15 protein-coding genes are annotated in these 15221 nt (G+C 72.3%); 2 read left to right on the top strand and 13 right to left on the bottom strand.

Annotation, left to right across the window (positions count from 1 at the left end):
• Positions 1 to 202: 202 nt before the first annotated feature.
• The 9 genes from proC to FHX82_RS03260 form a co-directional block, all read right to left on the bottom strand.
• Positions 203 to 1000: a pyrroline-5-carboxylate reductase gene (gene proC, locus FHX82_RS03300; protein ID WP_145933117.1), complete on the bottom strand. Its 798-nt coding sequence runs from the start codon at positions 998 to 1000 to the stop codon at positions 203 to 205.
• 9 nt (positions 1001 to 1009) lie between these two features.
• Positions 1010 to 1837 carry a thioesterase family protein gene (locus FHX82_RS03295; RefSeq protein WP_183176453.1) on the bottom strand — a complete coding sequence of 276 codons (828 nt, stop codon included), beginning with the start codon at positions 1835 to 1837 and terminating at the stop codon, positions 1010 to 1012.
• Positions 1834 to 2760, bottom strand: coding sequence for a proline dehydrogenase family protein (locus tag FHX82_RS03290; protein ID WP_145933116.1), 927 nt, complete (start codon positions 2758 to 2760; stop codon positions 1834 to 1836). The genes FHX82_RS03295 and FHX82_RS03290 overlap by 4 nt, the downstream gene beginning before the upstream one ends.
• Before the next feature lie 81 nt (positions 2761 to 2841).
• Positions 2842 to 3630 carry a sugar phosphate isomerase/epimerase family protein gene (locus FHX82_RS03285; protein WP_260171882.1) on the bottom strand — a complete coding sequence of 263 codons (789 nt, stop codon included), beginning with the start codon at positions 3628 to 3630 and terminating at the stop codon, positions 2842 to 2844.
• Positions 3627 to 5216 carry an Rv0497 family membrane protein gene (locus FHX82_RS03280; protein WP_183176452.1) on the bottom strand — a complete coding sequence of 530 codons (1590 nt, stop codon included), beginning with the start codon at positions 5214 to 5216 and terminating at the stop codon, positions 3627 to 3629. Before FHX82_RS03280 ends, FHX82_RS03285 begins: the two co-directional genes overlap by 4 nt.
• A 113-nt stretch (positions 5217 to 5329) precedes the next feature.
• Positions 5330 to 6343 carry a Ppx/GppA phosphatase family protein gene (locus FHX82_RS03275; protein WP_145933115.1) on the bottom strand — a complete coding sequence of 338 codons (1014 nt, stop codon included), beginning with the start codon at positions 6341 to 6343 and terminating at the stop codon, positions 5330 to 5332.
• 27 nt (positions 6344 to 6370) lie between these two features.
• Complete coding sequence (locus FHX82_RS03270) at positions 6371 to 7060, bottom strand: response regulator (protein WP_145933114.1); 690 nt, start codon at positions 7058 to 7060, stop codon at positions 6371 to 6373.
• Positions 7057 to 8250: a sensor histidine kinase gene (locus tag FHX82_RS03265; protein WP_373308656.1), complete on the bottom strand. Its 1194-nt coding sequence runs from the start codon at positions 8248 to 8250 to the stop codon at positions 7057 to 7059. The genes FHX82_RS03270 and FHX82_RS03265 overlap by 4 nt, the downstream gene beginning before the upstream one ends.
• Before the next feature lie 139 nt (positions 8251 to 8389).
• A complete protein-coding gene (locus tag FHX82_RS03260) occupies positions 8390 to 9238 on the bottom strand; it encodes an oxidoreductase (RefSeq protein WP_145933112.1) in 849 nt (282 codons plus the stop codon).
• Positions 9239 to 9304: 66 nt separating this feature from the next.
• On the opposite strand from FHX82_RS03260, the gene FHX82_RS03255 reads away from it, so the two are divergent.
• A complete protein-coding gene (locus tag FHX82_RS03255) occupies positions 9305 to 9928 on the top strand; it encodes a helix-turn-helix domain-containing protein (protein ID WP_145933111.1) in 624 nt (207 codons plus the stop codon).
• Positions 9929 to 10203: 275 nt separating this feature from the next.
• Here the strand turns inward: FHX82_RS03255 and FHX82_RS03250 are convergent, their stop codons facing one another.
• The 3 genes from FHX82_RS03250 to mshA form a co-directional block, all read right to left on the bottom strand.
• Entirely contained in the window at positions 10204 to 10953 is a 750-nt protein-coding gene (locus FHX82_RS03250; protein WP_145933110.1) for a phosphoglyceromutase, read from the bottom strand.
• A 561-nt stretch (positions 10954 to 11514) separates the two neighbouring features.
• A complete protein-coding gene (locus FHX82_RS03245) occupies positions 11515 to 12027 on the bottom strand; it encodes a type III secretion system chaperone family protein (RefSeq protein WP_145933109.1) in 513 nt (170 codons plus the stop codon).
• The gene (gene mshA, locus FHX82_RS03240) at positions 12024 to 13331 is read right to left on the bottom strand and encodes a D-inositol-3-phosphate glycosyltransferase (RefSeq protein WP_183176451.1); all 1308 of its coding nucleotides are present in this window, start codon (positions 13329 to 13331) and stop codon (positions 12024 to 12026) included. Before mshA ends, FHX82_RS03245 begins: the two co-directional genes overlap by 4 nt.
• A 131-nt stretch (positions 13332 to 13462) precedes the next feature.
• Here mshA and FHX82_RS03235 point away from each other — a divergent pair, with 131 nt between their 5' ends.
• Complete coding sequence (locus FHX82_RS03235) at positions 13463 to 14197, top strand: SDR family oxidoreductase (protein ID WP_145933108.1); 735 nt, start codon at positions 13463 to 13465, stop codon at positions 14195 to 14197.
• On the opposite strand, the gene FHX82_RS03230 is transcribed toward FHX82_RS03235, so the two are convergent.
• A complete protein-coding gene (locus FHX82_RS03230) occupies positions 14189 to 15199 on the bottom strand; it encodes a UDP-N-acetylmuramate dehydrogenase (protein WP_145933107.1) in 1011 nt (336 codons plus the stop codon). The genes FHX82_RS03235 and FHX82_RS03230 overlap by 9 nt on opposite strands.
• Positions 15200 to 15221: the final 22 nt, after the last annotated feature.

The raw sequence follows: 15221 nt of genomic DNA, 5'->3' as shown, positions 1-15221 counted from the left end.
CTCGGCTTCCCCACCGGCGGTTCGACACGCACGTGCTTAATCCCTGAGGGTAGCGGGACTGGTGGGACCAATGCGACGTCTCTTGCGCGAATTGGTCCGTACGGGCTCGGTCACCTGCGCATTGTCGACCCGGACCGGCCGGAATTGCCCGGTTGCGACGCCGAACGGCGCAGCGGTGCGTCACATCGCCTTCGACGCAGCGTCACTTGCCGAGTTCGATCGAACGGTCCCGCGCGGCCTCGATCGCGTCCAGCAGCGCCGCACGGACGCCGTGCTTCTCCAGCTCGCGGATCGCGTTGATCGTGGTGCCTGCGGGGGATGTGACCGCCTCGCGGAGGATCACCGGGTGCTCGCTGCTCTGCGCCAGCATCTTCGCCGCGCCGACGGCCGACTGCACGATCAGCTTCTCCGCGACCGCCCGCGGCAGGCCGAGCAGGATCCCGGCGTCGATCATGGCCTCGACCAGGTAGAAGAAGTACGCCGGGCCGGAACCGGACAACGCGGTGACCGCGTCCTGCTGCTTCTCGGGCACCTCGATGACCTGGCCGACCGACGACAGCAGCTCCTTGACCAGCGCCAGGTGCTCCGGAGTGGCGTGCGTACCCGGCGAGATCGCGCTCATCGCCTCGCCGACCACCATCGGCGTGTTCGGCATGACCCGCACGACCGGGACGCCCTCGGGCAGGCGGCGCTCGTACAGCGCCGTCGGCAGGCCCGCGCACAGCGACACGACGAGCGACGACGGGCCCACGACGGGCGCCAGCTCCGTCAGCACCGGCTCGATGTCCTGCGGCTTGACGGCGACGAACAGCACGTCCGCCCGCTTGGCCGCCTCGTCGACCTCGACGCCCGCGATGCCGTACTGCCCGGTCAGCTCGGCCGCGCGCTCCGGATGCCGCTCGGTGAACAGCAGCTCGTCCGCGCTGCGGCCGCCCTTGAGCAGCCCGGCCAGCAGCGCCTCACCGATCTTTCCCGCACCCAGCACAGCGATGGTCGTCATGCTTGGAGATTAAGGCGAGGGCGCCAGCGCCAGCTGCCGGGCCTGGCAGACGAGCCGTCCGGCCGAGTCGATCACCGTCGCGTCCGAGTCGAACCACGCCTCGTGCACCGAGCGGCACTCGACCTGCACCCGCAGCCAGCCGTTCGCGGGCCGGGCCCGCAGCATCGCCGTCAGCTGCACTGTCGGCGCCCAGCCGAAGCGGCCGAGGTTGAACACCACGGGCGGATTCACATCGCCGGCGAGCAGCGCGAAGTACGGGTCCGGCACGACGTGCCGCGGCCGCACCCACAGCCTCAGCCGCGGCGGCTCGCCGGTGCGGCCCGTGAGGTAGCCGGCGGTGGCCGGGTCGAGCCGCACGTCGCAGCCCTTCGCCAGGTGGAAGACGCCTTCGGCGGTGTCGCCGCCCAGCGGGATCGCCCGCGGCGGCGGTTCGGCGGGCATCGGCGCCAGGTCGCTCCACTCAGGACGGCGGATCGGCAGCCGCCCGGCCGTGACGCTCGCCTCGACGCAGCTGCGTCCGCGCTGCTCCAGCCGCACCGCGACCACCGTGGCGCGGCGGCCGACCTTGCGCAGGTCGGTCCGGAGCAGCACGGGGCCGATCGCGGGCGGGCGCAGGAACTCGGCGCTCACCACGAGCGGCTCGGCGGCGGGCTCACCGCGCTCGGCGAGCACCGCGACCGCGGCCTTCGCGAGCAGGGACATCAGAAATCCCCCGTGCGGGTGGTTACCGATCGACCACTCAGGGCGAAGGTCGGCGGTCAGAGTGCCGTCTCCCAGGGACCTCACCGCGCACGCCACCTCGAAGGACGCGGGGTCCTGGGCCTCCAGGGTGCTCACGAACGGCTGGCCAGTGAGCGCAGGAAGAAGGCCAGGTTCGCGGGCCGTTCGGCCAGCCGCCGCATGAGGTATCCGTACGAATTGCGCCCGAACGGCACGTACACGCGCACGGTCTCCCCCTCGGCCGCGAGGCGCCGCTGCTCGTCGGGCCGGACGCCGTAGAGCATCTGGTACTCGTACGTGCCCTGCTTGCGGCCGTACCAGTGGACGCGCTCCCGCAGCAGCGGGATCAACCGTGGGTCGTGCGTGGCGAACATGGGGTAACCATCCCCGGCCAGCAGGGTGTTCGCCGCACGGACGTAGCTCAGGTCGACCTCGTGTCCACCCGGATGGGCTACCCCCGCGCCGGCCGCGTAGGCCCCCTTGCACAGCCGCACCCGCGAGTCGGGCTGCGCGAGCGCGACCGCGTCGGCCTCCGTGCGTTTCAGGTACGACTGCAGCACCGCGCCGACCCACGGCCACGTGCGCCGCAGCTCCGCGTGCACGCGGAGGGTCGCGTCGACGCTGTCGTACTCCTCCATGTCCAGCGTCACCGTCGTCGCGCACTGCTCGGCGGCGGCGCAGACGCGGTACGCGTTGTCGAGCGCGAGCTTCTCGTCGAGCCCGAGCCCGATCGCGGACAGCTTGAGGCTGACCTCCGCGCGCACCGACAGGCCCTCGCTGTGCAGCCGGTCCAGCAGGCCGAGGCACGCCTGGACCGCCTCTTCCGCCTGCTGCACGTCCTCGGTGTGCTCCCCCAGGTGGTCGAGCGTGACGTAGAGGCCGTCCTCGGCCAGGCGGGTGACGACGGCGAGGGCGTCGGTGACGGTCTCCCCCGCGATGAAGCGGTCGACGACACCTCTCGTGGCGGGCGCCCCGGTCACCACACGGCGGACCGTGTCGCTTCCGGCGGCGGCGAGGATCAGCGAGCGCAACGGGTTCACGGACGAAACTTTACGGGGTCACATATCGGAAGCCCATGCTCCGGACGGCGCGAACCGAGTGAAGTTGATCTTGTCGCGTGTTCAGTCGCCGAGGTGGAAGCGGGCGAACAACAGGGCCTCGGCCAGGTCCTTCATCCGATGCGCGGAGCTGGGCGCCCGCCGGGTGTTCACTTCGAGCACGATCTGCCCGTCGTAGTGCTCGCTGCTGAGCTTTTCGAGCAGTTCCGCGCAGGGCTGGCCGCCACGACCGGGCACGAGGTGCTCGTCCTTCGGTACGCCCGTGCCGTCGGCGAGATGCACGTGGGTGAGCCCCGTTCCCATGCGGTCGGCCAGCGCGAGCGCGTCCATTTGAGCGGCGGCCGCGTGCGACAGATCCAGCGTGTAGTGCCGGTAGCCGACGTCGGTGGGGTCGATCGACGGCCGGAACGCCGACATCCGCGCGTCCTTGCGGCCACCTGGTGGCCGCACCTTGAACATGTTCTCGACCGCGATCTCGATGCCGCTCTCGTCCTCCAGCTCGGCCACCAGGTCGCCGAACGCGTCGCCGTAGCGGCGCTGCCACCGGAACGGCGGGTGCACGACGACGGTCCGCGCCTCCAGGTCCAGGGCGGCCTCGACGCTGCGGCGCAGCCGGACCTCCGGATCCGGCGACCACACCCGCTGCGTGATCAGCAGCGACGGCGAGTGCACCGACAGCACCGGCATCCCCGTGCGCCGCGACCACCGGCGCAGCTCGGGGACGTGCTGGCTCAACGGATCGACCCAGACCATCACCTCGACCCCGTCGTAGCCGAGGTCCGCGGCCAGCTCGAAGGCCGTGCCGGCACGCAACGGCCACACCGACGCGGTCGACAGCCCGACCGGGATCAACGCGACAGCAGCAGCAGGGCCGCGGGTGAGACCGTGACCACCAGCCCGACCAGCACCGCGAGCACCATCGTCTGGATGTCGTCCGCGCGGCGGATCTTCCGCACGATCCACACCAGACCGATGATCACCACGAGCGCGACGACCAGCGCGGCGGCGGGGATCTGACCCCACAGCCAGTTGAAGCCGAGCCACACGGCGGCACCGCCGAGCACGCCCAGCGCGAGCTGCGCGGCCATCGACAGCCACTGCTTCGCGGGCGAGGCCGCGCGCTCGGGCTCGTCCTCCTCCGCGTAGTCCTCGTCCTCGGCCCGCTCCTCGGGCTCGTAGTCGTAGCCGCCGAGCCGCTCGGGCTCGGCCTCGCCGAACTCACCGAACTCGTCGACGTCGTCGTCGTCCTCGGCGAACGGGTCGTGGAAGCCGGTGGCTTCGAGGGGCTCCTCGGGCGCCTGCGGCGGCCGCGCGAACCCGGACGGGTGTTGCGGGGGCTGGTCGCGCACGGCCGGCATCACGCCGACCTCGGTGTCCTCCGCGCCCGCGTGGTCCCGCTGCCTGCGCCAGCGCGACAGCCCGGCTGGCGGCGCGTCCGGCGGGACCGCGGCCTCCGGGGGCTGCTTGCCGTTGACGGCCTGGAACTGCTCCGTGTGCGGCTCGGGCTCGGCAGGCGGCCTGCCCGGCGCGCGGCGGATACGGCGCGGCGGCGCGGGGAACGCACCACTCGGCATCGCGCCCTGCGGAGGACCGGGGTCCGGCGTGTCCTCCGGGGCGTCGCCGTCGAGCCGCGCCGCCAGCCCGCCCGTGGGCGGACGGCGCAGCGGCTGCACCTGACGGGTCTCCTCGGGACCGCGAGGGCCGTCCTCCGGCAGCGGCAGCGCGCCGGACTCCTGGGGCGGGCGCTGCGGCAGGCGCGGGCGGCGGCCCTGGACGTCGGGCCGCGGGAACGCGCCCGACTCCGGCGGGGGCGCCAGGTTCGGGCGGGGGAAACCACCCGAGTCCGGGCCGGGCCGGGAGAACGCGCCGGACTCCTGCGGCGGCCGCGGGAACGCGCCGGACTCCGGCGGAGCGGCGGGCGGCTGCGGGAACGCGCCAGAGTCGGACTGCGGGAACCCACCGGACTCCGGCGCCTTGGGCGGGATCGGAGGCTTGGGGAACGCGCCCGACACGGGCGGGGGCACGGCGCCGTTGGGCGGCGGTACCGCCCCGTTGGGCCTGGGGAACGCACCTGAAGGCGGGACGCCGTTGGGCCGCGGCGGCGCGACCGGGTCCTGCCGCGGCGCGGCGGGCGGCACCGGAGGCGCGGGCGGCGCCTCGTCGTCGGGCAGCGCCCGGCGACCACCGTTGCGGCGGCCGTTCGGCGGCGGCGGGTTGTCCCCGCGCACCCGGTCGATGATCGCGTGCGGACCGGTGTCGGTGACCCCGCGGGCCCGTCGAGGCGCCTCGGTGCCGTTCGGGGCACCGTTCGGCTGCTGCTCGTCGTCCTCCTCGGCGGCACGCCGGTGCCGCCGCCTGCCCTCGACGTTCCCGCCGTGCTGGGCGAGCAGCTCGGCGACCGTCTTCTGCGAGCGGTCCTGACCGCTTTCCCGACTCATCAGCGTTTCACCCCCACCGCACGTTCGTCCTCGGGTAGCCTGCGAGCCCGGCTCCGGGCACGGCACACGTGCAGCACCGCCTCACGCATCCCTTCCACCTTTCCACCGTGCCCTCAACGCGCACTCCCGTCCACCGGGGTGCTGTCACCGGTCCGTTCGCGCGACGAACTGCGCCACGCGTCCGGTGCAGTGTCGTCCGTACCGTTCGAACGGTCCAGTCGCCGCAGGATCAGCCCCTCTCGCAGAGCCCACGGGCAGATCTCCAGCTCGTGCACCGACAGCGCCCGCATCGCGGCCTGCGCCACGAGCGCGCCGCCCACCAGCTGGTGGGCCCGGCTCGCGCTGACGCCTTCCAGCTCGGCGAGGTCGGCCGCCGTCATCCGGGAGATGAAGGCGATGAGCTGCCGCAGTGCGGTGTCGGACAGGGTACGGCGTACCCGCGGGCCCGCGGCGGAGGGAGCCGCTCCGGCCAGCCTGGCCAGCGAGCGGAAGGTCTTCGACGTGGCCACCACGCGGTCCGGTTCGCCGAGGTCGGCGACCTTGCGGGCGAGCGGCGCGAGCTGCTCGTCGAGCCACGCCGAGGTCTCGACGAGCTCCGAGCGGCTGGGCGGGTCGTGCGAGAACCGGGTCCGCGTCGTGCGGCCCGCGCCCAGCGGCAGCGACTCCGCGAGCACCGGCTCCTCGTCCATGCCCATCGCCACTTCGAGCGAGCCGCCGCCGATGTCGAGCACCAGCAGCTGCCCGGCCGACCAGCCGAACCAGCGGCGCACCGCGAGGAACGTCACCCGCGCCTCGTCGGGCCCGGAAAGCGCTCTCAGCTCGATGCCCGTCTCGTCGCGGACCTTGCGCAGCACCTTCGCCGAGTTGGTCGCCTCGCGCACGGCCGACGTCGCGAACGCCATGACCTCCTCGCAGCCCAGCTCGGCGGCCGACTTCTTCGCCGTCGCGACGGCGTCGACCAGGCCCTGCGCGCCCGCCTTGCTCAGCTCACCGTGCTTGGTGATCTGCTCGGCGAGCCGCAGGACGATCTTCTCCGAGTGCATGGGCGTCGGGTGGGCACCACGATGGGCGTCCACCACCAGCAGATGCACGGTGTTGGACCCCACGTCGAGTACCCCTAGGCGCACAAAGCCCTACCGTACCCGGAAGAAGGCTTAAGTCTCGAACTTGTAACCAAGACCGCGCACCGTCACGAGGTGGCGCGGCGAGCCCGGGTCGGGCTCGATCTTCGACCGCAGCCGCTTGACGTGCACGTCCAGGGTCTTCGTGTCGCCCACGTAGTCCGCGCCCCACACCCGGTCGATCAGCTGCCCGCGCGTGAGCACCCGGCCGACGTTGCGCAGCAGGTACTCCAGCAGGTCGAACTCCTTGAGCGGCAGCGAGACCTCGCCGCCGTCGACGGTCACCACGTGCCGCTCGACGTCCATCCGCACCGGGCCCGCGGCCAGCACCGGCGGCGCCAGCTCGCCCTCGGCGCCGTTCTCGCCGCCGCGGCGCAGCACGGCGCGCACGCGGGCGATCAGCTCGCGCGCCGAGTACGGCTTCGTCACGTAGTCGTCGGCGCCCAGCTCCAGGCCGACCACCTTGTCGATCTCGCTGTCGCGTGCGGTCACCATGATCACCGGCACCGCGGAGCGCTGCCGCAGCTGCTTGCAGACGTCGGTGCCGCTCATGCCGGGCAGCATGAGGTCCAGCAGCACGATGTCGGCACCGTTGCGGTCGAACTCCTCCAGGGCCTGCTGGCCGGTGGTGGCCACCGCGGCGGTGAAGCCTTCCTTGCGCAGCAGGAAGGCCAACGGGTCGGCGAACGACTCCTCGTCCTCGACGATGAGCACCCTCGTCACTGCTTTCCTCCCTGTTCCTGGCTGGTTCCCACGAGCCGGGGTAGGCGCTCGGGGTTCTTGTCGGCCGCGCCGCCGTTCGACGACGCGCCCTGGTACGCGGGCAGCCGGAGGGTGAACGTCGAACCCGTCCCCGGCATGCTCCACAGCTTGACCTCGCCACCGTGGTTGGCGGCGACGTGCTTGACGATCGCGAGCCCGAGCCCCGTGCCGCCCGTCGCGCGCGAGCGGGCCTTGTCGGCGCGGTAGAAGCGCTCGAAGACACGCTGCTGGTCCTCCTCGGCGATGCCGATGCCGCGGTCGGTGACCGCGATCTCGACCATGCCGTCCACCTGCCGCCTGCTGACCGAGACGGGGCTACCGGGCGGGGAGTACGCGACGGCGTTCTCCAGCAGGTTGGACAGGGCCGTGACCAGCAGTGTCCGGTCGCCTTCGATGAGCAGACCGCTCGGGGCGTCGGCGGTGACATCGATGTCGGCCGACTCGGCGGACATCGAGGTGCGGCCGAGCGCCTCGCGCACGACGGCGTCCACCTCGACCACGTTCAGGTCGGGCAGCCGCTCGGCGCCCTGCAGGCGCGACAACGCGATCAGCTCGGTGACGAGCCTGCCCAGCCGCGTGGACTCGTGCAGGATCTTGCCGCCGAAGCGGCGCACCTCCTCGGTGTCCTCCGCCGCGTCCAGCACGGCCTCGGCGAGCAGCGCGATCGCGCCGACCGGCGTTTTCAGCTCGTGGCTGACGTTGGCCACGAAGTCGCGGCGCACCATTTCCAGGCGGGCGGCTTCGGAGTGGTCCACCGCCTCGACGACGGTGAAGCCGTCGCCGAGCGGGCGGACGTGCCCGACGACGGCCTCCGGCTGGCGGCCCCGCGCTTCGAGCGGCGAAAGGTCGACCTCGAGGGGCTCGTCGGTCTCGATGACCTGCTCCGCCGCCTTGCGGGCGCGGGGATCGGCGCGGTTGTCGCGGACGAGCCCGAGCACCTCGGACCGGTCGTTGTGCAGGACCATGTCGCCGAAGCGGTTGAGGACGAGCACGCCGTTGTGGGACGACCGCACGAGGCGGAGCAGCAGCTCGGCCACGGTGGGGCCGGTGGGGCGGCGGTCGTCCCGGCGCCGCCGCGCCCGGCTGACCAGGGAACCAGCGATTCCGCCGACCAACAGGCAGCCGACGGCCAGGGCGAGTGCGGCAGTCACGCTCACGGCTGAATCGTAAGCACGAAGCTGACCATTTGACCTAGTCTTGACGGCCTTGTCGTGACGCCTGTGACACCTTCACGGAAACTGTTGGCCGCTGGTTCAGGCCGTGTTCACGGGACCGCCGCTCCACCGTGATTCACCGGATCGGGTCCAGCTGGCGCAGTTCCTCTTCGGACAGACGCAGCGCGCCCGCCCCGATGTTCTCTTCGAGGTGCTCCGGGTTGCCCGTGCCGGGGATGGCGAGCACCTGTGGCCCCTGGTGGAGGGTCCAGGCGAGCCGGACCTGGGCGGGCGTCGCGCCGTGCGCGGCGGCGACGGCCTCGACCGCGGGGTCCTCCTGCCCGTGGGTGATCGCGAAGAACGGCACGAACGCGATGCCCTGCTCGCCGCACAGCCGCAGCAGCTCGTCGTCCTCGCGCCGGGCGGAGAGGCCGTACATGTTCTGCACGCACACCACGGGCGCGATCGCCTGCGCCTCCGCCAGGTGTTCCGCGCTGACGTTCGAGATGCCGAGGTGCCGGATCAGGCCCGCCTCGCGCAGTTCCGCGAGCGCGCCGAAGTGGTCGGCGAGGGAGCCGGTGCCGCGGTCGAGGTTGTCGCCGAGGCGCAGGTTCACGACGTCGAGGTGGTCGCGGCCGAGCTGGCGCAGGTTCTCCTCGACCTGGCCGCGCAGCTGCTCGGGGCGCGCGAAGTGGAACTCGCCGGACGGGTCCCGGCCGGGGCCGACTTTGGTGGTGAGCACCAGGTCCTCGGGGTACGGGTACAGCGCGGAGTTGATCAGCTCGTTGGCCGAGAGCAACGGGGAGAAGTAGAACGCGGCGGTGTCGATGTGGTTCACGCCGAGCTCGACGGCACGGCGCAGCACGGCGATGGACTGCTCGCGGTCGGACGCCAGGCGCATCGCGCCGAAGCCGATCCGGTTGACGGTGCGGTCGCCGAGGGTCCAGGTGCCCGCCGCGGCGGCGGTGATCGTTTCTGTCGTCATGAGGCCAGCTTGCGCAGCGGTCGCGAGCCACGCCGCCAGTTGGCAGTTTGCTGCCAAACTGGAGGCATGGACGTGGCGGTGGTACGGGGCGAGGCCGAGCTGTTGGCACGCGCGGCGCACCTGTTCGAGTCGGCCGGGTCGCTCGCCTGCGCGGCGGACGACCTGCACACGTGGGCCGTGACCCGGCACGCGAAGCACGCGCCGGTCGGGGCCGGTTCGATCCGCAAGCTCTACCGGCCCGGCGTGCTCCTCGACCCGGTGCAGACGCAGCACGTGCGGGAGCGGGCGCAGCTGGGCGTGCAGGTGCGGATCACCCCGGCGGAGATCAACGAGACGATCATCTTCGACGACCGGGCGGCGATACTGGCCGGTGACCGGGCAAGCGGGGAGCGCAGCTACAGCGTGGTGACGCGCCCGGAGGTCGTGCGGAGCGTGACGTCACTGTTCGACGCGGCCTGGCGCACGGCGACCGAGCTGGCGGTGTTCGAGATGCAGTTCGCCGAGGTGCGGGCACTGGCGCCGCGGATACTGGACATGCTGGCGTCGGGCTGCAAGGACGAGTCAGCGGCCCGGACGCTCGGCCTGGGCCTGCGCACGTACCGGCGCCGGGTGGCGGAGCTGATGAACGCGCTCGGCGCGGAGTCACGGTTCCAGGCCGGCGTGCGGGCCCGGGAGCTGGGGCTGGTGTAGCCCGGAGTGGCGGGCGCGGCGGAGATGGCGGCGCCGATGCCCGGGGCGACGAGCGGCACCGAGCCACATCTGGCGGCTGGCGCCCCCGGCTCGGAGGCTCAGCCCTCGTCGAGCCTCGCCCGGCGGACCGAAGCAGGCGGGGCGAGCGACGGCCTCGCGCCGAACCCCAGCCGCGCGGGCCGAAGCAGGCGGGGTCAAGTCACCGGCCCGCGCCGCCCCAGCCCCGCGGGCGTGAGAGCGGAGCCGGTCGAGCCCCGCTCCCACCCCCGGATGCGTCAGCGGCCCTGGTTCGCCACCGCGGCGGCGGCTTCCTCCGCCGCGGCCGGGTCGAGGTACGTGCCGCCCGGGGTGACGGGCTTCAGGTCGGCCGTGAGGTCGTAGCGCAGCGGGATGCCGGTCGGAATGTTGAGCCCCGCGATGGCCTCGTCCGAGATGCCGTCGAGGTGCTTGACCAGCGCCCGCAGCGAGTTGCCGTGCGCGGCGACCAGCACGGTCTTCCCGGCGCGCAGGTCCGGCACGATCGCCGATTCCCAGTACGGCAGCAGCCGCGCCACGACGTCCTTCAGGCACTCCGTCAGCGGCGCCTGGTCACCGAGGCCGGCGTAGCGCGCGTCGGCGTCCTGGCTGAACTCGCTGCCCCGCTCGATGGGCGGCGGCGGCACGTCGTACGAGCGGCGCCACAGCATGAACTGGTCCTCGCCGAACTCGTCGCGGACCTGCTTCTTGTTCTTGCCCTGCAGCGCGCCGTAGTGCCGCTCGTTGAGCCGCCAGTCGCGCCGCACCTCGATCCAGTGCCGGTCGGCGACGTCGAGCGCGATGTTCGCGGTCGAGATCGCCCGGCGCAGCAGCGACGTGTGCACCACGTCCGGCAGCAGCCCCGCCTCGGCCAGCAACTCCCCGCCCTTGCGGGCCTCCGCCTGCCCCGCCTCCGACAGGGGCACGTCGACCCAGCCGGTGAACAGGTTCTCCGCGTTCCACGTGCTCTGCCCGTGCCGGAGCAGCACCAACGTCCCAAGTTCGGCCATGCCCCGAATCTAATGCGCCACGGCGAGCGGCTCCGGGCAGGGTGGTGGCGGGTCTACGCACAGTGCGTTACTACCCGGTAACGCGATCACTCGCCCGCAGGAGGGGGCCGTCAGGACCGGCGCGGAAAGTGACACTCACTGCGCTGTGTTAACAGACGTTATAAATTTCACTCGAATGGAGTATCCAGTAGTCTTGTGATTACCCGTCGACATCTGACAAGTTGACTTACGTCCCGCTCCGCTGGATTCCACGCACTCCCCAGCGGACCGGGGTACGACCGCAGCTCGTCTCCCCCCTGCCGAGCTGCGGCCCCGCCGGCCCCGTTGGCACTCCCCCTCGCCACCGGGTCCACAGCGGCGGGAGCGTCAGCGGGGCGGCTCGAGTTCGCGACTCCCCCTCCCTCGAGCCGTCCCGCCTCCCCGAAGCATGCTCGCGCTGCGCGCTCGCCTTCTTCGGCGATCACTCATCCTTCCTGGGGGTCGAACCCCCAGACCCCCGCCAGGGGGCAAGCCCCCTGGACCCCCATCCCGCGTGGTTGCGTTGGGGTTGTTTGGTTCCGGTCAGTCGGTGAGAGTGCCCGGTTGGTGGGGTTGTGCTGGTTCTACCAGGTGCTTGAAGGCTTGTAGGTTGGCCAGGGACTCGCCTCGGCTCACTCGCCAGTCCCATTCGCGTTTGATGCTCGTGGCGAAGCCGATCTCCAGGATCGTGTTGAAGTCGCCGTCCGCGGCTTCCAGGACCTGCCCAAGGAGTTTGTCCAGCTCGTCCTCGGTGAGCGTGTCCTTGTTGAGCTTGCCCACCAGGTAGATGTCGCCCAGTGCGTCCACCGTGTAGTGGACGCCGTAAAGCTTCGCGTTGCGGCGCAACAGGAAGCGGTACACCTCCTCGTGGGCCTCGTCCGGGCGGCGGCACACGAACGCCTCGACCGCGAAGGCGTGCTCCCGCACGATCAGCCAGCAGTTCGTCTGCAGCTTCTTCGTGCCCGGCAGCGTGACGAAGTACCGGCCCTCCGCCTTCCGGTCGTACTTCAGCTCCGCCTTGTCCAAGGTGGACTGGATCACCTGGTCGATGCTCAAACCGCAACCTCCGGCCGTAGTGCGTTTCGGAACGAGTGGGCCGCCGCGGCGTAGGTGTCCAGCAGCGCTGCCGTGGTGCGCTGCCACGAGAACCGCCGCGCGTGCTCCACGGCGTTGGCCGCCAGCTCGGCACGCCGGTCCGGCCGCAGCGCGACACTCGCCAGCGCGGCCGCCCAGTCCGGCGCCGAGTGCGAGGGCACCAGCAGCCCCGACACCCCGTGCGCCACGGCGACCGGCAGCCCGCCCACCTCGGCGGCGACCACGGGCGTCCCGCAGGCCTGCGCCTCCAGCGCGACCAGCCCGAACGACTCGTTGTAGCTGGGCACTGCTACCACGTCGGCGGCGCGGTAAACCTCGGCGAGCCGCTCGCCAGGCTGCGGCGGCAGGAACCGTGTCTGCTCCTGGATGCCCAGCGTCGCCGCCAGTTCCTTGAGCGCCTGCGGCTGTGCCAGCCCGGTTCCGGACGGTCCGCCGACCACCAGCACCACGAGCCTGTCCCGCAGCCCCGGGCGGCGTTCGAGCAGGCGCGCGGCGGCGCGCAACAGCACGTCGGGCGCCTTCAGGGGTTGGATCCGCCCGGCGAACGCCAGCACGACCGCGTCCCGAGGCAGGCCGAACCGCTCGCGTGCCGCGGCCTGGGAACCGGGCGTGAAGCGGCCCAGGTCCACCCCCGGCGCGACGGTGTGCACCGCGCGCGGGTCGGCGGCGTAGAGGCTCACCAGCTGCCGCGCCTCGACGGGCGTGTTCGCCACCAGACAGTCCGCCTCGGCGACCACCTGCTCCTCGCCGAACACCCGCGTCCGCGGCTCCGGCTTGTCCCCCTCCGCGAGCGCGGCGTTCTTGACCTTGGCCAGCGTGTGTGCGGTGTGCACGAGCGGCACGCCCCACCGGTCGCGGGCGAGCCAGCCGACCTGGCCGGACAGCCAGTAGTGCGAGTGGATCACGTCGTAGTAGCCGGGCTCGTGGAACGCCTCCGCGCGCAGTACACCCGACGTGAACGCGCACAGCTGCGCGGGCAGCTCGTCGCGGCCCAGCGGTTCGAACGGGCCCGCCGGAACGTGTCGCACGAGCACCCCCGGCGCCAGCTCCGCGACCGGCGGCTGATCGGACGACGTGGCCCGCGTGAAGACCTCGACGGAGATGCCGCGCTTCGCCATCTCGGCGGCGGTCTGCGCGATGTAGACGTTCATGCCGCCCGCGTCCCCGGTCCCCGGTTGCTCCAGCGGTGAGGTGTGCACGGACAGCACCGCGACCCTGCGCGGCCAGATCGTGTTCCGCCGAGCTGCGCGCAGCGAGATCGTCACCCTGGTTCACTCCCGTTGTGTCCTGTCCGCAACGAAGCGGAGGGCCCGCCCCTCAACGCAACACCGGAGGACCCCCGTCATCTTCCCGAACGGGCAATCGGGCCGGCGGGCGGACTGGAAGTATGGGCGGCATGAGCGAACGAACCGCAGTCGTCACCGGGGCCAGCGCGGGGATCGGCGAGGCCACCGCCCGCGCGCTGGCCGAGGCCGGTTTCTCCGTCGTGCTCGGTGCCCGCCGCCTCGACCGCCTGGAGAAGGTGGCCGCGGACGTGTCCGGGACCGCGCACCAGCTGGACGTCACCGACCCCGCGTCGGTCGCCGCTTTCGTCGAGGCCGTCCCGGAGTGCCACGTCCTGGTCAACAACGCGGGCGGTGCCCGTGGCCTGGAGCGCGTGGTCGACGCGGACGAGGACCACTGGCGCTGGATGTGGGAGGCCAACGTCCTCGGCACGCTGCGGATGACGAAGGCGCTGCTGCCGAAGCTCGTCGGCTCCGGTGACGGGCACGTGATCACTGTCACGTCGATCGCCGGGCACGAGGTGTACGACGGCGGTTCCGGCTACACGTCGGCGAAGCACGCGCAGTCCGCCCTGCACCGGACGCTGCGCTCGGAGCACCTGGGCGAGCCGGTGCGGTTCACGGAGATCATCCCGGGCATGGTCGAGACGGACTTCTCGGCCAACCGGTTCGACGGCGACACCGACCGCGCGGCCGCCGTCTACCGCGGGCTCACCCCGCTGACCGCGCAGGACGTGGCGGAGGTGATCGCGTTCGCCGCGACCCGGCCGTCGCACGTGAACCTCGACTCGATCGTGCTCAAGCCGCGGGCGCAGCTCGACGGGACGCGCTCGTACCGCTCAGAGTGAGCAGTTGATCAGCAGGGGCTCCGGGTGGAGGGTCACGCCGAACTTCGCCCGGACCCCGTCCCGCACCTCGCGGGCCAGCGCAAGCAGGTCGGCGGTGGTGGCACCGCCGCGGTTGGTCAGCGCGAGCGTGTGCTTCGACGACAGCGACACGCGGCCGCCGGGGCCGGGGTAGCCCTTGCCGAAGCCCGCGTGCTCGATCAGCCAAGCCGCGGACAGCTTCACGCCGCCCTCGGCCGGGTAGCGCGGCATCTCGACGTCCGCCAGCACGTCCTCGGCGACGATCGGGTTGGTGAAGAACGAGCCCGCGCTCCACGTGTCCTGGTCCACCGGGTCCAGCACCATGCCCTTGCCGCGGCGCAGCTCCAGCACGGCCGCACGTGCCTGCGCCGCGGGAACCCGCACGCCCAGCTCGACACCGAGCTTGCGGGCCAGCTCGGCGTAGCGGATCGGCGCGGACAGGCCGTCCTCGCGCAGGGCGAACCGCACGCTGAGCACGATCCCGGTGTCGGTGCCCTTGAGCACGCTCGTGCGGTAGGCGAAGCCGAGGTCGGCCGCGGTCATCGTGCGCACCTCGCCGGTGCGGCGGTCGTAGCACTCGACGGACGTGAGCAGGTCGGCCACCTCGCAGCCGTACGCGCCGACGTTCTGGATGGGCGTCGCCCCGACCGAACCGGGGATGCCGGACAGGCACTCCAGCCCGCCGAACCCGGCCTCCACCACCCCCGCGACGAACTCGTCCCAGTTCTGCCCGGCGGCCACCTCGACCTCGGCGCCGTCGAGCCGCCAGCCCCGCGTCGCGATCTTCACGACCGTGCCGTCGAACCCGTCGTCGCCGATCACGAGGTTCGAGCCGCCGCCCAGCAGCAGCACGCGGTCGCCGGCGGCGCGCACCGCGGCGACCAGGTCTTCCGCGGTCTCGGCGACGACGAGCTCGCGGGCGGGGCCGCCGAGGCGCAGCGTCGTGTGCTCGGCCAGGACGGTGCGGGTTTCGACTCGGGTCACGGGACCAAACGGTACTGTCTCG

It is taken from the genome of Amycolatopsis bartoniae, from assembly GCF_014191255.1.
GTDB classification, from domain to species: domain Bacteria; phylum Actinomycetota; class Actinomycetes; order Mycobacteriales; family Pseudonocardiaceae; genus Amycolatopsis_E; species Amycolatopsis_E bartoniae.
Note: the sequence above shows the minus strand (reverse complement) of the source record. Positions and strands in the feature narration are given on the sequence as shown.